The organism is Chryseobacterium ginsenosidimutans (genome assembly GCF_024807225.1).
In the GTDB taxonomy this organism is placed as follows: Bacteria; Bacteroidota; Bacteroidia; order Flavobacteriales; family Weeksellaceae; genus Chryseobacterium; species Chryseobacterium ginsenosidimutans.
Map to the genome: position 1 here is coordinate 1,782,216 of NZ_JANUCO010000001.1, position 23,552 is coordinate 1,805,767.

Here is a 23,552-nt window from a genome sequence, read left to right on the forward strand (position 1 = left end):
ATTTCATTATTGTATGTTTTAAGATTATTTTGCGAATCTTACAGACATTTTTCTGTCAATTGCTCTTTCATCATTAGATGCTTTAGCATCAACTGTTGCAAACTCGCTTCCATATCCGTCAGCTCCGGCAACTTGCGAACCTACACCTTGCTTGTCTAACCAAGTTTTGATGAAGTTTGCTCTTTCAGCAGACAATTTTAAGTTTTTAGCTTCATCACCTGTTTTATCAGTATATCCTCCGATTTTTACTTTCGCTTCAGGATAGGCTTTTAAAATAGCGACTAAATTCTGTAATTGTCCTTCAGAACCTGCTTCCAGTTCATTAGAACTATTAATTTTAAAATTTACATGGTCAAAGTTATACCAAGTAGTTTTCAAAGCGGCATCGTCTTTAGCATTTTTATAACCGTCGGATTTTAAGAAAGTGATCATTTGATCTTCCATTCCGCCTTTGTAACCTTTTAATGCAACTCCATTTAAGTCAATATTTTCATCAACTTGTGAAACTGTTGCTAGAACAGTTGGTCTAGTTACATTGGCTGTGTCTGTCACCACTTGCCCTGAATCCGTCATTGTTGTCGTAGTGGTCGTTTGCTTTTTCTCATATTGCTTCCAAAGGAAATATCCTGCAGCAATTAAAAGCAAAAGCGGAAGCAACCATTTCCAGATCGAACCTCCGCCTTCATTATTTTTTTCAGGAAAAGTTCCTGTAGATGTTGTACTTCTCGTAACCTCAATTTTGGGTTCTTCCGAAGGAGTTGTTTTTATCGTGTCGTTGTCGTTATCAAACTTGTATCCTTTAGCCCAATCTCCGATATTTAAAGTTGCTAAAGAAAGTCCTGCAGGTAATAATGTAGAAACAATTCCTTTTTGGTCACTCAATAAATTTGAAATTCCGGATTTGTCTAAATTATTATCAGTAGCATATTTTCCTATCGATCCTACCGTAGCTCCTGTCACCAAATTCAATAAAGAACTTGAAGAATTGTTGCTGATTCCTGCGTAAGAGGCGATGGTATTTACTAATCCACTCAGCTTGTCGCCAAAAATTGAAGACAATAGCGTAGAAATAATCGAATTATTAGAAGAAACCTCCTAATAAATTCCCTAAAATTCCACTCGATGAGGCATTCGTAATGGCATCCAAAACACCCGGATTATCAGAATTGTTTGCCAATCCGCCTAAAACAGCAGGTAACAAACCACTGATTGCTTTTGAAATTCCTGATTCACTTTCGCCAAGCTGTGATGAAGCTTGAGATACTAAAGCGGGACCTAATTGTCCTTTAATTAAATCAATAACGTTTAAAGACATAATATATTATTTTGAGATTAATGTGAGATAAATTTAATCAAAAATCTGTCCAAATGTATCAATTCAAAAAAAAATCTTTAAAAATCACATGGATTTTTAAAGATTCAATAATTTATTATGTTAAGTTTTAATATGCTTTTGCGAATAAAACTCGTCTCTTAGATGGTTTTCCTGAGATTAAAGAAACACCTTCTTCGATATCATCATCCGAAGGAATACATCTGATTGTTGCTTTGGTTTCTTCCTTAATCTGCTCTTCTTCTTCTTCCGTTCCGTCCCAATGTGCATAGATGAATCCACCTTTTTCTTCTAAAACTTTTTTAAACTCTTCATAAGTGTCAACTTTTGAGATGTTGTCTTTTCTGAAATTGACAGCTTTAGTATACAGATCTTGTTGAATCGTTTTTAATAATTCTTCGATGTAAGAATCTAAACCGTCAATAGAGCGAACTTCTTTTGTTAAATTATCTCTCCTTGCGATCTCCACAGATTTGTTTTCTAAATCTCTTGGTCCCATCGCGATTCTTAAAGGAACACCTTTCAGTTCGTATTCAGCAAACTTCCAGCCCGGTTTGTTATGAGTATCGTTATCAAATTTCACAGAAATTCCTTTAGCTCTCAATTTAGCCTGAATATCTAACGCGACTTCACTGATCTGCTCCAATTGCTCTTCTCCTTTGAAAATAGGAACAATCACCACCTGAATTGGCGCCAAAGTAGGAGGCAGTACCAATCCGAAATCATCTGAGTGAGTCATAATTAAAGCTCCCATCAAACGGGTTGAAGTTCCCCAAGATGTCGCCCAAGCGTGCTCGATTTTACCTTCTTTGTTCGTGAATTTTACATCAAAAGCTTTCGCGAAATTCTGTCCTAAGAAGTGAGAAGTTCCTGCCTGTAATGCTTTTCCGTCCTGCATTAATGCTTCGATACAATATGTTTCGTCAGCTCCTGCAAATCTTTCAGATGGTGTTTTTACCCCTTGAACAACTGGCATTGCCATAAAGTTTTCTGCAAAATCTGCATATACTTTGTTCATTTTTTCAGCTTCTTCTACTGCTTCATCTTTTGTAGCGTGAGCTGTGTGACCTTCCTGCCATAAGAAACTCTGCTGTTCTTAAGAATAAACGGGTTCTCATTTCCCAACGTACAACGTTTGCCCACTGGTTAATTAATATAGGTAAATCTCTGTAAGATTGAATCCAGTTTTTATACGTACTCCAGATAATTGCTTCTGATGTTGGACGAACGATTAGCTCTTCTTCCAATTTTGCATCCGGATCAACGATTAATTTTGAAGGATTATTAGGATCGGTTTTTAATCTGTAATGGGTAACAACAGCACATTCTTTTGCAAAGCCCGCAGCATTTTTTTCTTCAGCCTCAAACAAGCTTTTGGGTACAAAAAGCGGAAAATAAGCATTAACGTGACCCGTCTCTTTGAATTTTTTATCCATTTCATCACGCATTTTTTCCCAGATTGCATAGCCATATGGTTTGATAACCATGCATCCTCTTACTCCTGAGTTTTCAGCTAAATCGGCTTTTACAACCAACTCATTATACCATTTGCTGTAATCTTCGCTTCTTGAGGTTAATTTTGCCATTATTTTTTTTTATTTTTTTAACTTTTTGCTATTATTGTTATCTAAAAAATAAAATCTATTTTTGATAGATTTTATTACCCGTGTTTTGGTACATTTTTGGTACAGATTGCAAATATAATTTAAATTAAAAATCTTTACGTTATCATGAAAAGAAATATACATAAAAATTTGCTTGGTATGTTAAAGTCTAAAGGGATTTTAGCAATATCTGGCGGATTATTACTTGTGTCTTGCGGCGCTCAAATGGGCGGATACAGCGAGACAGATGGCGTTTACTACGACCCTAATAAAGATACGCTTCCTGAGGGAGTGATCATCAATGATAGAGGAAACAGGGTGGGAGAGAACTACGATTACTATCAAGACGATTCAAACGTTGTTCAAAACGCTGAAGACAATTCCAGAGAAGGCAGATATGATGCCTGGAATGATTATGCTTGGAATGCAAATTCTACAGCAACTGATTCCGACTGGGGAAATTATGCCGGAAACCAAACTAATTACTACGACAACTCTTGGGGTTGGGGCGGTTATTACGGCGGCTATAACCCATATTGGGGTTACGGTGGTGGCTACGGCGGCTACGGTTGGGGTCTTGGACTTTCATGGGGTGGCTCATGGGGTTGGGGCGGCGGCTGGAATATGGGTTGGGGATATTCACCTTACTGGGGAGGATATAATCCATATTGGGGCTACGGTGGCGGCTATTATGGCTACGGTTATCCTTATTGGGGATACGGAGGCTATTATGGCGGCGGATATTGGGGTGGTAATCATTACAATTACAGAAGAAGCGGAGCCAACGGAAGAGGATTTAATTCTTACAACGGAGGATTTGCCAACAAATATGGTTTGAATTCAGGAGGTTTCAGAAGAAACAGTACCAATTCTGGTGGATTCCGAAATGGAAATACTACGAATGGCGGTTTCAGAGGATCTAACAACGGTGGTTTCAGACAAGGAAATTCTAATGGAGGTTTCAGAAATCAAAACGGAACAAGACCTCAAGGTGGATTCCGTAACCAAGGAAGTCAGCCAAGACCAAACAATAATTATCCACAACAATCTCAGCCGAGAAATGACGGAGGTTTCAGAAACAACAGCGGAAGCTACAACAACTCCAATAGTGGAGGTGGCTTCAGATCTGGAGGCGGTGGCTTCGGTGGAGGAAACAGCGGCGGCGGTGGATTTAGATCCGGCGGCGGTGGAGGCGGCGGCTTCAGAGGTGGTAGATAATTTTCAAATTAATAACTATTCAAAAAAATAATGTTAAAAAAATCTTTAGCAATAATGAGTATTTCTGCAGCATTTTTTGCGCAGGCTCAAGATGTTTCTGTGATAAGAAATACTATAGATGTTTATTCTAATGCTCCCAATGTAGGTTCTGCCAAGTTTAATGCAATGGGAGGTTCCAACGGAGCTTTGGGAGGAGATGCCAATTCTTTATTGACTAACCCTGCAGGTTTGGGGGTAGCAATTTCAGGAGAGGTTTCAGGAACATTGTTGATTTCAAATAATAAGAATACATCTTCGTATGCAGGATCGTCTACGGGATATACGATTAACAAAGGAGATCTTGGAAATCTTAGTGGAGTAATGACTTTCCAGCTAATGACTGAAAGTGCTTGGAAATTTGTTAATATTGGGATAAATTACTCGAATCAGTCTATTGAAAATTACGTTGAAACTCCAGGAAACAGTAATCTTGTTTACGATTTTGACGCAACCAACAGTTCTTCTTTCGGGAGGCATGCATATGACAGATACGGATATTTATCTAAAACGAGTGTAGGTGTTGGAGCGAATTATAACAATAATTTATACATCGGTGCGGGATTAAATTTCCTTAATTCATCAATTGATCAGTCGGATACGGCTATCTTCAATTCTTTGTCTGGTGGAGGTTCAGAGACTTTCAGCAAGCAAAATACACCTTTTTATGAAAGAGGAAACGGTTTCTCCGCTTCATTAGGAGTTATCGGGAAATTAAGTCCTAACTTTAGAGTGGGAGGAGCATTAGAAACTCCGACTTTTTGGAACATCGACAGAAGCTACAACTTCTACAATGATCCTATTTATGGAGATGATTATGCAACTGAAAACAGAAAGCTGACTTCTCCGCTTAAAGCGACTGTGAGTGCGGCTTTCATTGCCAGCAAAAGCTTCTCTTTAAATGTTGACTATACCCTTGGATTAACAAAACCTAAGTATAAAGTCTACGGAGATGCAGAAACTGAACTGAATGATTTCTTTAAAGACAATGCTAAAAATTTATCAGAAGTAAAAGTAGGAGCAGAGTATAGAATTAAGCAATTCAGATTGAGAGGTGGTTATTCTTATGCTTCAAGTCCTTTTGATGCTTTATCAATTAGCAGATATGCCAATAACGGAGATGTAGAAGATAACCAATCTTACAACAACTTAATTTTAAGTGACAGAAATGCTTTATCATTCGGTGTTGGATATGATTTCAAGTCATTCTATATAGATGCATCTTATCAAAATATAACTTCAAAATACAGCAACCCGTTATTATATGGTGTGGTTGACGGTAATTATGAAGCAGGATATTATTCACCCACACGTCTGATCTCAAGCGATGCTTATGTAGTTTCAGATGTGAAGAATATCAGAAACAACTTCTTTCTTACAGTGGGCTGGAAATTCTAATTTTCCCCAATGTGAAATGAGTGATTAAATGAAGGCTCCGAATTAATTTTAATTCGGAGCTTTTATTTTTTATGATTTTAAAGTAAGATTTTGTTTAAATTTTCTTAATCTAAATAAACGAAGTTTATTCTATATAAATAGTAAGAATTTATACTTAAAAAGCTTAAAATCTTAGAGCCTGTTTAAATTTGATTCAAAAATTTTAAAAAAAACACTCCTAATTTTTTTTAACGCAAAGCTTTAATTCAATATTACTTAATTGAAGTGAGCAAAGATGAATCAACAAGTTGATTTGATGAAGTGTTGTTTTCACGCTTCGCGAAGCAAATTTATTTGCCTTTGCCTTCTAAAATAATGCGGAGTCTAAATATAATCTTTGCGTTAAAAAGAATAACAAATTCCTTTTGAAAGAGACCTTAAGTGTTTTGATACAACTTTCAGTTTCAAGAAAATATAAAAATCATATTTCAAACAAGAGTTACAAAAGTTTATGATATAAAATTTAAACAGGCTCTTAATGTTAAAAATTATCTTTAATACGAAAGTTTTAAAAAGACTCTACACATTAATGATGATGTCCCACAGGAGAATGGCTGTGGAAAAGATGCATAATTAATGCTAAAGAAACGCCTAAAATCACCAACCCGATTTTTACCCAGTCGATATTGTGATTCTTGTTGCTTTCAAAAATAATCACAGAAGAAATGTGTAAGAAAATTCCTCCGACAATCGCCAGAAAATAAGGCTGTAAGTCAGGATTGAAATAATTACCCAACAACATTCCCATTGGTGAAGCCAAAGCAAATAAAGCTACAATTAATAAAGAAGGATAAGAGTTTGATTTTGAGCCTTCCTTTCTGTTAAATAAAAACGCTCCCAAAATAAACGAAATCGGAAGGTTGTGAAATACAATCCCCAAAAGATACGGTGAAAGCTCATGTTCTTCATTTGCCAAAGGAATTCCTTCGATAAATGCGTGAATGAAAAGTCCCACCATTAAAGCAGCAGGAAGAATATTGTGCTCGCTGTGATGATGAAAGTGTCCGTGTTCGAAACCTTTAGTCAAAGCTTCTAAAATCATTTGAAGTAAAACTCCGCCAATGACGAAAATTCCCAGATTACTGCCGATTTCGGAAGTATAAACCTGCGGAAATACCTCATTAAGACAAATCGTAATCAGAAATCCGGCACTTAGAATCAATAAATTTTTCGCCAGCTTTTCTTTTTTACCGAAATGTTTCCCCAGAAATACTCCTGTAATGACACTTAAGATCAGTAAAAGTACTGTTATCATTATTTTTTCTTAAATAAATTAATGCAACGAAGAGCAGTTTCTCTATTAAACTCATTTAATTGATAATCTCCCCAGATTTTCACCCTTTCAAAACCACAATCTGTTGCATAAGAATTAATGGCTTCCAAGGTATGAAGTTTTACTTTTTCAAAGAAATGGTAAGCTTTTCCGTCGGCTTCGAATTGAATGTCCTTTACGATATGCCTTCCTTCGATTTTTTTGCAGATCTTAAATTCGATATCACCTCTTTTCACAAAAGATTCAGGAACGATATTTTTTCTTACATATTCTTCATTAAGATAATCCAGAACAAAAAATCCTCCCGGTTTTAAAGCATTGAAAACCGATTGAAAAACTTTTTTATCATCATTTTCATTATCGAAATATCCAAAACTTGTAAACAAATTGAAAACAGCATCCATAGGATCAGCGTCAATCGGGTTTCTCATGTCATGAACATCGAAAAGTAACGTTTGATTTTCAAACTGTTTGTCGAATTCTATACTCTGTCTTGAAAGATCAAGACCTAAAACGTCATACCCTAATTTATTAAGAAAAACAGAATGTCTTCCTTTTCCGCAAGCAAGGTCGATAATTTTAGAGTTCGGCGGAAGCTGCAAATCTGCAGTCAGTTTTGTAATGAAGTTTTCCGCTTCTGTATAGTCTCTGTTGTTATAAAGTAAATGATAATAAGGGGTATCAAACCAAGATTCAAACCATTCCATGGTGCAAAAATAGTGTTTTTTGATTGATAGTTCATCGTTGTTAGTCGATGGTTTTTATCAGTTATAGTGATTTCTATCAACTATAAACTGACAACCAACAACTAAAATTGTTATTTTTGCATTATGAACATAGAAAATATACAAATTCAGATAAAAACATTCTTCGGATTAGAACAAATTTTGGCTGAAGAGATCAAAAAATTGGGCGGAAGAAATGTTGAAGTTAAAAATAGGGCGGTAAATTGTGAAGGCGATTTGGGCTTTTTGTATAAAATCAATTATTCTGCAAGAACGGCTTTAAAAATTTTAGTTCCGATTCATGAGTTCAAAGCATTCAATCAACATCAGTTTTACGACAAACTTTTTAAGATGGAATGGGAGCAGTTCATGGATGTTGACCAGTCTTTTGCGATTGATGCAACGGTGAATTCTGAAACTTTCAAACATTCACAATTCGTGACGTTGAAAATGAAAGACGCTATTGTTGATTATTTTCAGGATAAATTTAAAAGACGTCCGAATGTAGAGACTAAATATCCGGACATCAAATTCCACCTTCATATCGACAGAGAATTGGTGACCATATCTTTGGATTCTTCGGGTGATGCTTTGTTTAAAAGAGGCTACAGAAGAGAGCAGGGTGAAGCACCGATCAACGAGGTTTTGGCAAGCGGAATGCTTCAATTGGCAGGTTGGGACGGAAAAGGGAATTTCCTTGATCCAATGTGCGGTTCGGGAACAATTTTGATCGAAGCAGCGATGATTGCTCTTGATCTTCCTGCACAGACTTTCAGAAGAGGATTTGCTTTCCAGAACTGGAAAAATTATGATGCTGATTTATTTAAAACAATTAGAGAAGTCAGAATCAATCGTGTAAGAGAATTTACCGGGAAAATTGTTGGGTACGATATCGACGGAAAAATGCTGAATGCTGCAAGAGCGAATATCGAAGCTGCAGAAATGGAAGACGTAATCGAAGTAACAAGACAAGATTTCTTTGATTCTAAAAAGGAACTTTTCCCGTTATTAATGGTTTTCAACCCACCTTACGACGAGAGAATTTCTATTAACGATGACGATTTTTATAAGAAAATAGGAGATACCTTCAAAACGCATTATCCAAATACTTTGGCTTGGCTAATTTCATCTGACTTGGAAGCGGTGAAGAAAATAGGTCTTCGTCCGTCAAGAAAAATCAAACTTTTCAACGGAAAACTGGAAACGAGATTCCTACAGTATGAAATGTACGAGGGAACGAAGAAACTTCATAAATTAGAAGAAAAATAATATTGAAACCTTCCTTTTTACGGAAGGTTTTTTATTTTTGTTAAAACTGAATTTATGTCTTGGAATGCTTTTGATTTTATAGACCTTATTCTTGATTTAATAGATTTTGTATTTACTGGATCTAAAAGAAGAAAGAAATAAAATAGACTATTCAAATGAAAGTCTCTTTTTTATTTTATCTCACCAACGACGGCGCAAAACCATACTGCTTTTTAAAAGCAAAAGAAAAATGCGAAAGATCTTCAAAACCGACTTCCATAAAAACATCTGATGGTTTTTTATTCTTTTCAATTAAATGATAATAAGCCAATTCCAAACGTTTTTGGGTAAGCCAACGTTGAGGTGTCGTCTGAAAAATTTTCCTGAAATCTCTGTTAAAAGTGGATAAACTTCTCCCCGTCAAATATCCGAATCTTTCCAGAGACATATTAAACATATAATTTTTCTCCATAAAATTAATGAGATCAATTTTTCCGGGCTCATCAAAATCAGCAAGAAGGGAATCTATATTTTTATCAATTTCCCTTAAAATACTGATGGCTTCGGTGATTTTTAAAGCGGCAATGTTTTCCGGAAAAGAATCTTTCATATCAAAATAGGGAATCAATGAAGCAAGACAGCTTTCCAATAACGGATGTTTGTCGAAACTGCGAATTTTTACTTCTTCACGAATGTGTTGGTTCTTAATTTCAATATGGGAATAAAAATCTTTCAAAAATTCTTTCGTAAGATGCATCACAACGGCTTTATGCGGAAGTCCGTCTTTTGGATAATTAATGATCGTCGCCAAATGATTTCTCGGAATCAGAAAAATATCACCGGCTTTAAAAAGATAAGATTTATCAGCCTGAATAATTTTCGTTTCTCCGGAAATAAACCAAACCAGCATATGAAATTCAAAAACCGTTTCTGTCTTGAAAAGTTTGTCATCATACGTTGAAAGTTTGATGTCGGGCGTGATATATTTAAAATGAAAATCCATTTTTAACTTATTTTCAGGAATAAATGTAGTCAAAACAAATTACTCTGCGGTAAATTTTATACCGATCATTTCTTCGCTCAATTTCCAAAGTCTTTCCGCATTTTCGTGATCGATAGAATAAGACTGAACTCCTCTGATTGTCGAAGGTTCATCATATCTGTGCTCGATTTGTCCGTTATCGATTTCTGCAATATCACAGTTTTCACAATAAACACCGCCGATATTTTCAAGAAGCGGACTTGTTGCGCACCAAACCGTTGTCGCAGTACCTTGCGGAATGGTTTTTAATTTGGCTTCCACTTCAGGTTTTATTTTTCCATTTTCGTCGTGAGTTCCCATCTGAATATACAGATCAATCGGTTCTTCTCTTCCTAAATCTGTCCCATAAACAGAACCCGGATGCAGAGAATAAGCTCTCACATTGAATTTTTTTGCCCTTTCGTCCAAAGCAACTGCAAATAAATTACTCGCTGTTTTCGATTGTCCGTAACCCAATAAAGTCTGATATTCTCTGTTTTCAAAATTCGGATCTTCAAAATCGAAAGGCGACATCTGATGTCCGTAAGAAGACACATTAATGATTCTCGCTCCGTCAGTTTTTTTCAAAGCTTCCCATAATTTTGCGGTAAGGTGAAACTGTCCCAAATAATTGGTTGCCAATTGTGATTCAATTCCGCGGCTGTCTCTTCGCAATGGAACCCACATGATTCCTGCGTTGTTGATTAATAAATCTAATTTTCTGCCGGAAGAAATGAATTTTTCAGCAAAAGCATCAATGGATTTAGGATCAATTAAATCCAGTTTTTCAATTTCGATATTTTCAATTCCGTCAAGATTTTTCTTTGCTTTTTCAAGATCTCTCGCTGGAACGATCACAGTTGCACCCGCAGAAGCAAGAATTTTTGTCGTTTCTAAGCCAATTCCGGCATAACCACCTGTTACGATTGCAATTTTCCCCGAAAGATCAATTCCGTTAATTACATCTTGAGCGGTTGATTGTGCATTAAATCCTGAATTAATCGGTTGTTGTAAATTATTAAGTCTCATTTTTAAATTGTTTTAAAATTTTGTTGAGACAAAGTTATGATGGGAATAAGTTTTAGATTTTGTTTAAAATGTCAATTTGTTTTGTTTAAAGTTTCATTTTGAATTAATCATCAATTTTACAAAGCCAAACATGTAGTATTAGCGTTGTCATCCTGAGGCTCTCGAAGGATTTTGCGATAAGGCTTCGAGAACCTCAGCCTGACAGAGCGTATAGTTTTGACCTATTGAATTTTATAAAATCAAACATGTAGTATTAGCATTGTCATCCTGAGGCTCTCGAAGGATCTATTTATTAGGAGTTCTTCTTTTAGAAAGATTAGGTAGCTTTTCCCACTCATCATTAATAATGGCTTCTTTCTTTTTTCTACTCCAGCCTTTTACTTGTTTTTCAAAAGCTATTGCCTGATTAATATCATTAAATTCTGTATGAAAAACTAATTGAACTGGTCTTCTTGTATAGGTATAAGAATCGGGATTGATACCTTGTTCGTGATATTGTAATCTTTGCTCAATATTGTTTGTAACGCCTGTGTAATAGGAATTGTCGGAACATTTAAGAATGTAAACGTAGTATTGTTTCATGTTGTGCTTTTTGTACTTTTAAAAATAGTGATTTTTTTGAAATAGGGCTTCGAGAACCTCAGCCTGACAGAACGTATAGTTTTGACCTATTGAATTTTATAAAATCAAACATGTAGTATTAGCATTGTCATCCTGAAGCTCTCGAAGGATTTCGTAATAGGGCTTCGAGAACCTCAGCCTGACAGAATGTAAATAAAAACTGACATTCAAAATATTATTTTATTATTCTTTCCGTTTAATTATAGCAAACAAGTTTGCGCATTCATCCGTGAATAAGTAATTTTGAAAAATTTTCAGATTTGAAACCTACAATTTCCATCATCGTTGCTATTTTTAATCGTAAAGACGAACTTTTCGAACTCCTTACTTCTCTCACTGCACAGACAGATAAAGAGTTTGAAATCATTATTGTGGATGATGGTTCTTTAATTGATTTAAAGCCTACAATTGCGAAATTTGAAGATTTTTTAAGTATAAAATATTTCCGAAAAGATAATTCTGGACCGGGTCTTTCGAGAAATTACGGAGCCAAAAGAGCCTCCAACGAATGGCTGGTTTTTGTAGACAGCGACGTGATTGTAGAGAAAGATTATATCGAAAATATCAAAAAAAGCATTGTGGAAATTCCATGTGATGCTTTTGGTGGTGCAGATAAAGCGCATAAAGGTTTCAATTTGATGCAGAAAGCGATTTCTTATTCCATGACCTCAGTTTTTACAACGGGCGGAATTAGAGGAAATAAAAAAGCGGTTTCAAAATTCCAGCCCAGAAGTTTTAATATGGGAGTGAAAAAAGAGGTTTTCGAAAAAGTTGGCGGATTTTCTGAAATGAGAATAGGAGAGGATCCGGATTTATCGATGACACTTTGGGAAAATGGCTTTACGACAGCTTTCTTTGATACGATTGCAGTCTATCACAAACGTAGGGTTGATTTCGGAAAGTTTTCAAAACAAGTCTATCAATTCGGTTGTGCAAGACCGATTCTTAACCAGAGACATCCGAATTATGTGAAAATCTCATTTGCCTTTCCTACCTTATTTATGTTAGGTTATATATTAGGATTTTTGGAGTATTTTATTTTAGGGCGAGGTATTATTCTGGCGTTTTACGGATTATACACTTTCATGGTATTATTTCATGCGCTAATTGTTACCAAAAATATAAGTATTGCCGGAATGGCGGTAATTTCCACATACATTCAAATGTTTTCTTATGGTTACGGTTTCTTAAAATCATGGATCTTACTAAATATTTTCAAAATGAAACCCGAAGATGCTTTCCCGAAGCATTTTCATAAAAATTAATTTGGAAAACTTTAACCACAAAAGACTTTAGAAGTAATAATTTTTATTTTTCCGGTGACAAAGGCTAATTGCGTTGTTAGCTGAGTGAAACGCCCTTGCGAACGAAAATATTTTCAACTTTAATTTAAAAAAACTTTGCGAGCATAGCGTTTAAAAGATGCATGAAATTTTTATCCCAAACTACGGTTAAAAAAAATAAAGCTGTCGAATTAACAACAGCTTTATAAACAAAATAATTAGAATATAGAGATCGCTTCATGGCTGAGAACGCCTGTTTTTAGCATGCATTCCTTCATTTTTTCGTAGGTTCGTTCGATATCATGATCCAGACCGATGGAGAATCTGATTAATCCATCGGAAATTCCCATTGCTTCTCGCTCTTCTTCAGGTATTTCAGATGAAGTTGAGCTTCCTGAGCATGAGAATAATGTTTTATAAAATCCTAAACTTACCGCCAGATAACCCAAATTTTCCTGTTGCATCATTTCCATCAATTCGTTGGCTTTATCGGTAGTTCCGGCGTCTAATGTTAATAATCCTCCGAATCCGTATTCTTCATGCATCATGCTTTTCATTAATTCGTGGTTTTTGTGGGATTTTAATCCTGGATAGCAAACTCTTAATCCGTCTTTCTCGAATCTCTCTGCCAAATACATGGCGTTGTGGCTGTGCTGTTTCATTCTGATGTGAAGTGTTCTCAGGTTTTTCAGAATACTTGCCGAACGGAAACTATCCATTGTCGGTCCCAACAACATACAAGCTCCTGAGTTTACATTTTTGGTGTCATTAATGAATTCCTGAGTTCCACAGTACACTCCTCCTACAGTATCGCTGCTTCCGTTGATGAATTTCGTTAAAGAATGAATCACAACATCTGCTCCCAATAAAGTTGGCGAAATAGAAAGTGGTGAGAAAGTATTGTCAACAATCAGTTTTAAGTTGTGCTTTTTACAGATTTCCGACAACTTTCTCAAATCCGCAACCTCCAAAAGAGGATTGCTTACACTTTCGCAATATATAATTTTTGTGTTTTCCTGTATTGAGTTTTCGATAGACTCAAAATTGTTGATATCCAGAAAAGTCGTTTCAATATTAAATGGCGGGAGAAAATTTTTCATGAAAGCATACGTTCCGCCGTAAATTGTTCTGCTGGAAATAATATGATCTCCACTTTTACAAAGCTGCATCAAAACGGAAGTGATAGCGCCCATTCCTGAAGCGGTAACGTTGGCTGTTTCAGTGTTTTCCAGTTTTGCCAATGCCTGTGAAAGGTACAGATTCATTGGTGAAGAATGTCTCGAATACAGATAACATCCGTCTGCATTGCCTTCAAAGGTATCAAACATTGTTTTTGCAGAAAGAAAAGTATAAGTAGAACTGTCTGAAATAGATGGATTTACTCCACCAAATTCACCAAAATATTGTAAATCCTGGATTTCGTTTGCAGCATTAAAGTCTTTCATATAACTTAGATTTTTGTCTGCTAAATTTGAATTAATTCCAGAATTATTACAACATAAATTTAATTTATTAGAATATAAATCTATTTAACTTTAATTTTATAGAAATAAAGTTTATTATATTTGAAAATCTTAAACTTTTAACAAAAATTTATCTATGACCTTCGACGAAATCGATAAAAAACTGCTTTTATTTTTACAGGAAGATTCAAAACAAACCACCAAAGAGCTGTCTTATAAGCTTGGATTGTCTGTTACTGCCGTTTATGAGCGCATCCGGAAAATGGAAAATACAGGGGTAATTTCTAAATATGTTGCGATTCTTGACCGACATAAAATCAACAAAGATTTTATTGTGTTGTGTCATGTGAAATTAACGCAGCATAAAAAAGAATACGTTCTTCAGTTTGAAAAAGAAGTGATGAATTTACAGGAAGTCACAGAATGTTTTCACGTAAGCGGAGATTACGATTATATCTTAAAAATCGGGGTGAAAGACATGGAAGATTATCGAAATTTTATGTTGTCGAAACTCACAACTTTACAGCATATTGCAAGTACTCACAGTTCTTTTATGATCTCTGAGGTGAAAAATACGACGGCAATTGTTTTGTAAATTTCATTTTCTTAGAGCCTGTTTAAATTTAATTCAAACATTTTAAAAACCATTACTAACTTTTTAACGCAAAGATTTAATTCAATAGTAATTTAATTGAAGTGAGCAAAGATGAATCAACAAGTTGATTTGATGAAGCGCTGTTTTCACGCCTTGCGAAGCAAATTTTATTTGTCTTTGCTTCCTAAAATAATACGAAATATAAATATAATCTTTGCGTTAAAAATAATAGTGAATTCCATTTGAAAAAAGCTTAGGTCTTTTGATACAAAACTTTTATTCTCAAGAAAACATAAAAACTATATTTCAACGGGATTACAAAAATTTGTAAGAAAATTTTAAACACGCTCTTAATGTTTAAATCGCACTAAAAATAAACAAATATTACATCAAAACTCCATTTTTAGAAGCAATCGGATCAGGAAGATCAGTTTCTCCTGTCATTTGTAAAAGATCGATTTCAATACTTCTGCAAATAGAAAGTATCGGAATATCGAACATCAATCCGGCAAACGGATTTTCGGAATAATCTCCCACCAATTCCATAATAATATAAATCCAGCCAATCGTGATGCAAAACGGAATGGAAGTCCAGATTCCCCAATCGCCCAATTTTGCAAATTCGCTCACCAAACCTAAGGGAAGCAGCATAATAAAAAGAACATTAAAAACAAATGCAGTACTTGCAAACTGTCTTGGAGACGGGAATTTTTTAATTCTTTCAGCCTGTCCCTGAAAACCGTAGAATTCATTTAAACAAGTCTGCAATTGAGTTTGATTAAAATCTGAAATAGCTTTATGATTTTTTAATTCATTCACATCTTTTGCCTGTTGTGAGATCAGGTAAGTGGCAAAGTTTTTATAGTGAGACTGGAGTTCAGCTTCTTCTTCGGATAAATATTTATTAAGAAAAATCGACGTTCTCCCATAATCCGGAAATCCAGCTTTGATAAGTCTGTGGCGTCGTTGATTGATATTATGGTGCGAATGTTCTTCTTCGGCACTAATGTGCTCCCATTCTGTGGGAACCAAAAGCTGTTCACGGAAAGCATACAACCATGCAATGTGGCGATAAACAATTTTTTTTCTTCGGTCTTCCAGATCAAAAGTTCCCACTTCTTCATTTTCTGTGTTAAAAGCATATACCATCGAAGCAAATGATCGGCTTGAATTCACAATTCCGCCCCAGATTTTTCTGGCTTCCCAAAGTCTGTCGTAAGCCTGATTGTTTTTAAAACCAACCAAAAACGCTTCTGCAGTACCAATCAACGCAACAGGAAACCCACGGAATAATCATCCATTCCCAATGAAAAAAGTGAAATAAAACGGCAATTAATGTGCACCAAATGGAGATCCAGATCAGATGAATTCCTGATAGATTAAGAACCTGTCTGTAATTGACGTATTTTGTAGTGATCATGAGTGTTCCTGAAAATTTAATCCAAGGTATTAAAAATTAACAAGCAGACACAAAAAAAACCTCTAAAATATTTTAGAGGTCTTATTATATTTTTATCTGAATTAATATTTCAGCATTTCTTCAATTTTCTTCGCAAGCTTTTCAGCATTTGGAAGCATTTCTTTTTCGAGAATTAAGTTGATCGGAACAGCCGGAGTATCTAAAGATCCCATTGTTTCAACCGGAGCGTCTAGATATTTGAAGCAATTCTTAGAAATTCTGTGTGCAAAGGCTTCTGCGAATGAATTGTTTAACTGTTCTTCCGTTAAAACGATACATTTTCCATGAGCTTTTACTCTTTCGAAAACCAATTCTTCATCCAAAGGAATTAAAGTTCTCAAATCGATTACTTCCACTCTTCCGTTAAAGCTTTTTGCTGCTTCTTTCGCCCAGTAAACGCCCATTCCGTAAGTTACCACCAATAAAGTTCTGCCTTTTTCAGTCTCCTCTTTATCAGCTTCGATAATTACTTTTCCTTTTCCGAAAGGTAAAATATAATCTTCTGCCGGTTCGATCGTTTTTGCATCTTCAGTTCCTGGAACTTTGCTCCAATAAAGACCTTTATGCTCCAACATTACCACCGGATTCGGATCGTAATAAGCTGCTTTTAATAATCCTTTAAAATCTGCTGCATTGCTTGGATAAGCGATTTTAATTCCTTTAATATTCGCTAAAATACTTTCAACACTTCCGCTGTGGTAAGGACCACCACCTCCGTAAGCTCCAATCGGAACACGGATGATATTGCTAACTGGGAATTTACCCTGAGTTAAATAACTCGATTTTGAAATTTCCGTAATCAACTGATTGATTCCCGGATAAATATAATCTGCAAACTGAACCTCAACAATCGGTTTCAGACCAACTGCACTCATTCCCGTCGTAGAACCAATAATATAGGCTTCCTGAATCGCTGTATTGAAAACTCTCTTGCTTCCGAATTTCTTTCCTAAAGTTACCGTTTCACGGAAAACTCCACCGATTCTTTCCCCAACATCTTGTCCGTACAATAAAGCTTCAGGATGTTTCCACATAATCTCCTGAATGGCGTGAATCGCAGCGTCAACCATCACGATTTTTTCACCACCTTCCGGTTCACGAGTTCCCACTTCTTCCGTAATAGGAGTCGGAGCAAAAATATGCTGCATCACTGTTTCAGGCTTCGGATCTTCTGCTTTTTGAGCTCTTTCGAAAGCTTCTTCAACTTCAAGACGCGCTTTTTTAGTAATTTGTTTTAATAATTCTTCATCAACTCCCGCATCAAGCAATTGATTTCTAAGGATTTCTCCCGGATCTTTTGCTCTGTGTTTCGTTAAATCTTCTTCGTCTCTGTAAAATTCTCTTCTTACTCCTGAAGTGTGGTGACCGATCAACACTGTTTTTGCACAGACAACCAAAGGTTTTCTTTCATTTCGTACGAAATCAACCGCTTTTTTCATCACTTCAAAACTTTCAACGAAATCTGTTCCGTCTACTCTCATTCTGCTTAAACCAGTGAAACCAGCCACAAAATCGTAAGCGTCACAAGTTCTTGCTTCTTCTTTCGTTACAGAAATTCCCCATTCATTATCCTGAACCAGGAAAATAATTGGAAGTTGATGCAGCGCGGAAAACTGAAGTGCTTCACTCACTTCACCTTCCGTTACCGAATTGTCTCCAAGACTGCAAATGACAACAGGATTGTTTTCAAACTGCTGTAAATTAAAATCCTGAATATATTTTATCCCTTGCGCAACTCCCGCGGTCGGAATGGTCTGCATTCCTGTTGCCGAGCTCTGATGAATGATTTTTGGTTTGTCTTCATCTCTGCTTGAAGGGTGAGAATAATAAGATCTACCTCCGGAAAAAGGATCGTCAGCTTTTGCCAATAACTGCAGCATCAATTGATAAGGTTCGAAACCAATGCCCAAAAGAATACTTTCGTCTCTGTAATAAGGAGAAACCCAGTCTTCTTTTTTTAACTGATAAGCCGTTGCTAATTGAATGGCTTCATGACCTCTTGATGTACTATGAACATATTTGGTAACATTTCTGTTTTCCTCGTAAATGTCTGCCATAGCTTTTGCAAGCATCATGTGGTTATAAGCCTTAAGCAAAATGTCCTGTGAAACTTTCTCGTGAAGTGTATTTTCCATAGAAAGCAAAGATAAACAAAAAAACAAAATACTAACAATTGTTAGTGTTTTTGGGGTAATTGAATGATTTTCATTGAGTTTTAATTGATATTTCTTGGTTAAAGTTAATTGATGATCGCCCAATATATATACCATGATTGGGAATGATTTATAAAACTAATTTCAAAAGACAAAAAATTGAAGTAACTTTACATTCTCTTTTAATTAAAAGCTGAAAAAAGTTACATGTATTTAGTTTTTGACACAGAAACCACGGGTTTACCAAAGAATTTCAACGCTCCGCTTTCAGACTCAGACAACTGGCCAAGAATGGTACAGATTGCGTGGCAGTTGCATAATGATGACGGAACTTTAATAGAAAATCAGGATTATATTATAAAACCTGAAGGGTACGATATTCCCTTTAATGCTGCAAGAATTCACGGGATTACAACGAAAATTGCGAATGATGAAGGTCGTGATCTTGAAGAAATTTTAAATGAATTTGCTAAAGTTTTAGACAGAGTAAGAGTTGTTTCCGGACACAATGTTGAGTTTGATTACAATATTGTAGGAGCAGAATTTTACCGAAAAAATATACAGGATAATCTCCAGGAAAAGCCAAAAGCCGACACCATGATTTTGGGTACGGATTATTGTAAGCTTGGAGGCGGTCGAGGCGGAAGATACAAATCTCCGAAACTTGAAGAATTATACGAAAAATTATACGGTCATAAGTTTGATGAAGCGCACAACGCGGCAGCCGATGTAAATGCAACGGCTCAGGTTTTCTTCGAAATGATGAGAATCGGGGTGATTCCTGCTGAGGTTTTGAAAACTTCGGAAGATCAGCTTGCCTATTTCAAAACGCTTCATCCTGATCCGATAAAACCTTTCGGAATTGTTATCAGAAGGCAGGTTGCAGATTTTAACAACAAGAAAAAACAATCTGATGTCGGAAGTATTGATGATATCGATCTTGGAAGATATTTCAATTTTGACAATCACAGTGTTTTCTCGACTTTGAGTGCGACTTCGAGCATTAATGATCTTATTAAAAAAGCTTCAGATGATAATTTCCCTGCTGTCGGAATGGTGGATTTGGGAAATATGATGGGAGCTTTTAAATTCGTTTCCGCGGTTGAAGGTGAAAATGGAGACCGTGCGAAAAAGCATAAAGAGTATGTAGCTAAAAAACAGGAAGCAGAAGAAAACGGAACGGAATTCAATGAAGAAGAACCGGTTTCAGAACCTTTGATTCCTGTTGTGGGTTGTGAATTTTATATTTCAGACCGTTACGAGCAGAAGCAGTTTACGAAAGACGATCCCGACAGAAGAACACAGGTTGTTTTGCTGGCGAAAGATTTTAACGGATATAAAAATTTAGCAAAACTTTCAAGTATCGGTTTCTTAAAAGGATTCTATTTCGGAGTTCCGAGGATCAGTCGTGAAGTGATTGCTGAATATAAAGAAGGTCTTATCGCTTTAACTTCCGGGATTCTTGGAGATATTCCGGATGCGATTTTAAATACGGGTGAACAAAAAGGGGAGGAGCTTTTCAAATGGTGGAAAGATACTTTTGAAGATGATTTTTATGTTCAGATTCAAAACCACAATCTTCCTGAAGAAGAGCATTTAAATGATGTTTTGTTACACTTTGCAGATAAATATGATGTTAAAATTTTAGCACAGAACGAGACTTTTTATTCCAATAAAGACGATTCTAATATTCAGGATATTGTAAGCTGTATCAAAGATGGTGAAAAACTGACAACACCTGTCGGAAAAGGCTTTGGAAAAAGAAGAGGTTTGGCGACAGGAGAATATTTCATGAAAAATGCTCATGAGATCAAAGAAACTTTTCTTTCTTATCCGGATGCGTTTGATGCGTATGAAGAATTTACGGCAAAATTCAAACCTTATACTTTAAAAAGAGACGTTCTCCTTCCAAAATTCGATATTCCTGAAGAATTTATTCATGCAGAAGATGAGATTGATGGCGGAAAACGTGGTGAGATGGCCTATCTAACTCACTTAACTTATGAAGGAGCAAGAAAAAGATATGCCGAAACAGGAATTACAGATGAAATTAAGGAACGTCTTGATTTTGAGCTGGAAGTAGTTGCTAATACAGGGTATCCCGGTTACTTTTTGATTGTTCAGGATTTTTGTAATGAAGCCAGAAAAATGGGAGTTTGGGTGGGTCCCGGTCGTGGTTCTGCAGCGGGTTCTGCCGTAGCATATTGTACCGGAATTACCAATGTTGACCCCATTAAATACGATCTCCTTTTTGAGAGATTCCTGAATCCTGAAAGGGTTTCCATGCCCGATATTGATATTGACTTTGATGATGAGGGTCGTGATAAAATTATCAAATGGGTGGTTGAAAAATACGGTAAAAATCAGGTAGCGCAGATTATCACGTACTCAGTTTTGGGTGGAAAATCAGCGATTAAAGATGCGGGAAGAGTATTAGATTTACCGATTCCGGATACGATTAATATTACTAAATTGATTCCTCCAAGTCCGGGAATGAATATTGCGAAAGCTTTAGCAAAATATGATAAATTAAAACCTGAAGATCAAATGCTCGTCGATGAGATGAGATATGTTCTGAATACTCCGGGAGATCAGCGCCACGACGTGCTTTCGAGTGCCAAAAAGATGGAAGGCTGTATCAGAAATACCGGAATTCACGCTTGTGGAGTTATTATTACGCCGGAAGATGTGAGTAATCTGGTTCCGGTGACAATCGCAGCGAAAGATGCAGATATTTTGGTATCGCAGTTTGACAACTCGGTGGCAGAAAGTGCGGGTCTTCTGAAGATGGACTTTTTGGGTCTTAGAACTTTGACGATCATTAAAGATGCTTTAAAATTGGTTAAAGCAAGACATAATGTTGATATCGATCCGGATACGATTCCGCTTGATGATACAAAAACCTACCAGTTATTTAAAGAAGGAAGAACGGTTGGGATTTTCCAGTATGAAAGTCCGGGAATGCAAAAGTACATGAGAGAGCTTAAGCCGACGGTTTTTGCCGATCTTATTGCCATGAACGCCCTTTACAGACCGGGTCCGATTAAATATATTCCAAACTTTATTAATAGAAAACACGGGATCGAGGAAATTGTTTACGATTTGCCGGAAACCGAAGAATATTTAAAGGAAACCTACGGAATTACCGTTTATCAGGAGCAGGTAATGCTTTTATCCCAAAAACTGGCAAACTTTACAAAAGGTGAAGCCGATACGCTGAGAAAGGCGATGGGTAAAAAGCAAATCGACGTTCTGAATAAAATGTACCCGAAATTCATTGAAGGCGGAAGAAAAAATAATCTTAACGAAGAAAGATTAGAAAAAATCTGGAACGACTGGAAAGCCTTTGCAGAATATGCCTTCAACAAATCTCACTCGACTTGTTATGCCTTAATTGCTTATCATACAGCGTATTTGAAGGCGAATTATCCCGCAGAATATATGGCGAGTGTAATGAGCAACAACATTAACAATACGGAATCTATCACCATGTTCATGGAAGATTGCAAAAGTATCGGTGTTGATGTTTTGGGTCCCGATGTAAATGAATCTCATTACAAATTTTCGGTAAACGAAAAAGGGCAGATTCGTTTTGGGTTGGGCGCGATTAAAGGAATTGGGGAAGGACCGAGTGAGGCGATTACGAAAGAACGAACGAACGGAAGATTTAAAAATATTTATGATTTCTTTGAGAGAATTATGCCTTCTCAAATGAATAAAAGGGTGTCTGAAAGTTTAGTATTGGCGGGAGCTTTCGACGAATTGGACTCTTTCCACAGAGGTCAGTATTTTGATATTGATATGGCAGGAAGAACGAATCTGGAACGACTGATAAGATACGGACAAAGCTTCCAGGAAAGTAAAAATGAGATGGAACATTCTCTTTTTGCAGATTTTGCGGAAGAAGTTCAGATCGAGCAACCCAAATTGCCGCCTTGTCCGGAATGGCCAAACATGCATAAATTAAATAAAGAAAAAGAAATCATCGGTTTCTATCTTTCTGCGCATCCGCTTGATGAATTTAAATTTCAGTATCAGTTTATGCAGGGACAGCTTTCTAAAAATGCCGTTTTGGAAAAGGATCAGGATGAAAAAATTGTGACCGATGAGGTTCCGATTTTGGAGAAAGATTCTGTGGATGAAGTGGCAGATTTGATTGAAATTGTTTCAGATGATCTTGAAGTTGGTGAAGAAGAAATCATTGAAGAAGTAAAGAAAAAAGCAGAACCGAAAGGAGTTTTCCACTTTTTGAATCTTGATGAGGTTGATGCATATAAAGAACAGGCTTTTGCGAATAAGCAGGAAGAATTGTTCGAAGAAAAGAAAAAAGACTGGAAAACGCTGCAGAAAGAAAGAGAAAATGGCGGCGGCGGAAAAGAGTACACTGTGGCAGGTTTGATTACGGAATATGTGGTGAAAGATGGTTTCAGAAGTGGTGAAAAGGTCGCTTTTGTTACATTGGAAGATTATTCCGGGTCGTATTCTTTCAGGTTGGGAGATCGGGATTATATGAAGTTGAAGGAAAAGCTTGAAGTTCAGCGATTTGTTATTTTAAAAATAAAATTTGCTCAGGTAAAAGACGGGCGTGTTTTTGTGAATGTAAATGAGGTGATTGAGCTTCAGGAAGCGTTTGAGAGGTTTGCAAAAAGTATTTCTTTGGTGATGGATGTGATGGATTTCAGACCGGAAGATTTAACTTTCTTCAGAACGGTTCTGGAAAGAAATCAGGGAAATCAAAAGCTGAAATTTTATATTAAAAATGTGGATGAAGATGCTAAAACTGAACATTTGGAAGTGCAATCTCTGAAACATTCGGTGAATTTGAATGGTGATTTGATTAAAGAAATTCAATTGCTCAATAAATATGAGTTTTATCTGAATTAAAAAAAATATTTTTTTAAAATATAGGAAGTGACTTTTTTAAGTCACTTTTTTTTGTTTGGATGGTAAATGACTGAAAATGAGGGTCTTGATTATTTAAGTTCGTTTATGTTTATTTGTGTTTGTTTTAAATCAAATGCTTGTTTAGTAATTGTTAATGATTTAAAGGTTTT

Annotated in this window: 17 protein-coding genes and 1 pseudogene; 6 read left to right on the forward strand and 12 right to left on the reverse strand. The window is 36.0% G+C overall.

Annotated elements, in window-relative coordinates:
• Positions 1–24: 24 nt before the first annotated feature.
• The 3 genes and pseudogenes from J3D55_RS08590 to proS form a co-directional block, all read right to left on the reverse strand.
• Positions 25–1,059 carry an OmpA family protein gene (locus tag J3D55_RS08590; RefSeq protein ID WP_259130388.1) on the reverse strand — a complete coding sequence of 345 codons (1,035 nt, stop codon included), beginning with the start codon at positions 1,057–1,059 and terminating at the stop codon, positions 25–27.
• A 22-nt stretch (positions 1,060–1,081) separates the two neighbouring features.
• Positions 1,082–1,315, reverse strand: a complete 234-nt coding sequence (locus tag J3D55_RS08595; protein ID WP_259130390.1) for a DUF937 domain-containing protein — start codon at positions 1,313–1,315, stop codon at positions 1,082–1,084.
• Between the two features lie 127 nt (positions 1,316–1,442).
• A pseudogene (gene proS / locus J3D55_RS08600) lies at positions 1,443–2,919 on the reverse strand (proline--tRNA ligase).
• Positions 2,920–3,096: 177 nt separating this feature from the next.
• Between proS and J3D55_RS08605 the strand changes: the two are divergent.
• Together J3D55_RS08605 and J3D55_RS08610 are read left to right on the forward strand one after the other, a co-directional pair.
• Positions 3,097–4,155: a prolyl-tRNA synthetase gene (locus tag J3D55_RS08605; RefSeq protein WP_259130391.1), complete on the forward strand. Its 1,059-nt coding sequence runs from the start codon at positions 3,097–3,099 to the stop codon at positions 4,153–4,155.
• Positions 4,156–4,209: 54 nt separating this feature from the next.
• Positions 4,210–5,589: an OmpP1/FadL family transporter gene (locus J3D55_RS08610; RefSeq protein ID WP_259130394.1), complete on the forward strand. Its 1,380-nt coding sequence runs from the start codon at positions 4,210–4,212 to the stop codon at positions 5,587–5,589.
• A 565-nt stretch (positions 5,590–6,154) separates the two neighbouring features.
• Here J3D55_RS08610 and J3D55_RS08615 read toward each other — a convergent pair.
• Positions 6,155–6,880: a ZIP family metal transporter gene (locus J3D55_RS08615; protein WP_259135065.1), complete on the reverse strand. Its 726-nt coding sequence runs from the start codon at positions 6,878–6,880 to the stop codon at positions 6,155–6,157.
• A gap of 2 nt (positions 6,881–6,882) precedes the next feature.
• The gene (locus J3D55_RS08620) at positions 6,883–7,608 is read right to left on the reverse strand and encodes an SAM-dependent methyltransferase (protein ID WP_310466875.1); all 726 of its coding nucleotides are present in this window, start codon (positions 7,606–7,608) and stop codon (positions 6,883–6,885) included.
• 123 nt (positions 7,609–7,731) lie between these two features.
• On the opposite strand from J3D55_RS08620, the gene J3D55_RS08625 reads away from it, so the two are divergent.
• Complete coding sequence (locus tag J3D55_RS08625) at positions 7,732–8,895, forward strand: THUMP domain-containing class I SAM-dependent RNA methyltransferase (protein ID WP_259130395.1); 1,164 nt, start codon at positions 7,732–7,734, stop codon at positions 8,893–8,895.
• Between the two features lie 175 nt (positions 8,896–9,070).
• Here J3D55_RS08625 and J3D55_RS08630 read toward each other — a convergent pair whose 3' ends face one another.
• From J3D55_RS08630 to J3D55_RS08640, 3 genes are all read right to left on the reverse strand, one after another.
• Positions 9,071–9,877: a helix-turn-helix domain-containing protein gene (locus J3D55_RS08630; RefSeq protein WP_259130397.1), complete on the reverse strand. Its 807-nt coding sequence runs from the start codon at positions 9,875–9,877 to the stop codon at positions 9,071–9,073.
• 39 nt (positions 9,878–9,916) lie between these two features.
• Positions 9,917–10,924, reverse strand: a complete 1,008-nt coding sequence (locus J3D55_RS08635) for an SDR family NAD(P)-dependent oxidoreductase (RefSeq protein ID WP_259130398.1) — start codon at positions 10,922–10,924, stop codon at positions 9,917–9,919.
• Positions 10,925–11,209: 285 nt separating this feature from the next.
• The gene (locus tag J3D55_RS08640) at positions 11,210–11,506 is read right to left on the reverse strand and encodes a GIY-YIG nuclease family protein (RefSeq protein ID WP_259130399.1); all 297 of its coding nucleotides are present in this window, start codon (positions 11,504–11,506) and stop codon (positions 11,210–11,212) included.
• Positions 11,507–11,805: 299 nt separating this feature from the next.
• On the opposite strand from J3D55_RS08640, the gene J3D55_RS08645 reads away from it, so the two are divergent.
• On the forward strand, positions 11,806–12,810 hold the full coding sequence (locus tag J3D55_RS08645; protein WP_259130400.1) for a glycosyltransferase family 2 protein: 1,005 nt from the start codon (positions 11,806–11,808) through the stop codon (positions 12,808–12,810).
• Positions 12,811–13,046: 236 nt separating this feature from the next.
• Here J3D55_RS08645 and J3D55_RS08650 read toward each other — a convergent pair whose 3' ends face one another.
• Positions 13,047–14,273, reverse strand: coding sequence for an aminotransferase class I/II-fold pyridoxal phosphate-dependent enzyme (locus J3D55_RS08650; RefSeq protein WP_259130401.1), 1,227 nt, complete (start codon positions 14,271–14,273; stop codon positions 13,047–13,049).
• Between the two features lie 154 nt (positions 14,274–14,427).
• On the opposite strand from J3D55_RS08650, the gene J3D55_RS08655 reads away from it, so the two are divergent.
• Positions 14,428–14,886, forward strand: a complete 459-nt coding sequence (locus J3D55_RS08655) for an Lrp/AsnC family transcriptional regulator (RefSeq protein ID WP_259130402.1) — start codon at positions 14,428–14,430, stop codon at positions 14,884–14,886.
• A 384-nt stretch (positions 14,887–15,270) separates the two neighbouring features.
• Here J3D55_RS08655 and J3D55_RS08660 read toward each other — a convergent pair whose 3' ends face one another.
• From J3D55_RS08660 to J3D55_RS08670, 3 genes are all read right to left on the reverse strand, one after another.
• Positions 15,271–16,155 (reverse strand): bestrophin family protein, encoded by an 885-nt coding sequence (locus J3D55_RS08660; protein WP_259130403.1) that lies wholly within the window; start codon positions 16,153–16,155, stop codon positions 15,271–15,273.
• Positions 16,118–16,306 carry a hypothetical protein gene (locus J3D55_RS08665; RefSeq protein ID WP_259130405.1) on the reverse strand — a complete coding sequence of 63 codons (189 nt, stop codon included), beginning with the start codon at positions 16,304–16,306 and terminating at the stop codon, positions 16,118–16,120. Before J3D55_RS08665 ends, J3D55_RS08660 begins: the two co-directional genes overlap by 38 nt.
• A gap of 101 nt (positions 16,307–16,407) precedes the next feature.
• Positions 16,408–18,480 carry an alpha-ketoacid dehydrogenase subunit alpha/beta gene (locus J3D55_RS08670; protein ID WP_259130406.1) on the reverse strand — a complete coding sequence of 691 codons (2,073 nt, stop codon included), beginning with the start codon at positions 18,478–18,480 and terminating at the stop codon, positions 16,408–16,410.
• Between the two features lie 225 nt (positions 18,481–18,705).
• Here J3D55_RS08670 and dnaE point away from each other — a divergent pair, with 225 nt between their 5' ends.
• Positions 18,706–23,382, forward strand: coding sequence for a DNA polymerase III subunit alpha (gene dnaE / locus J3D55_RS08675; RefSeq protein ID WP_259130407.1), 4,677 nt, complete (start codon positions 18,706–18,708; stop codon positions 23,380–23,382).
• Positions 23,383–23,552: the final 170 nt, after the last annotated feature.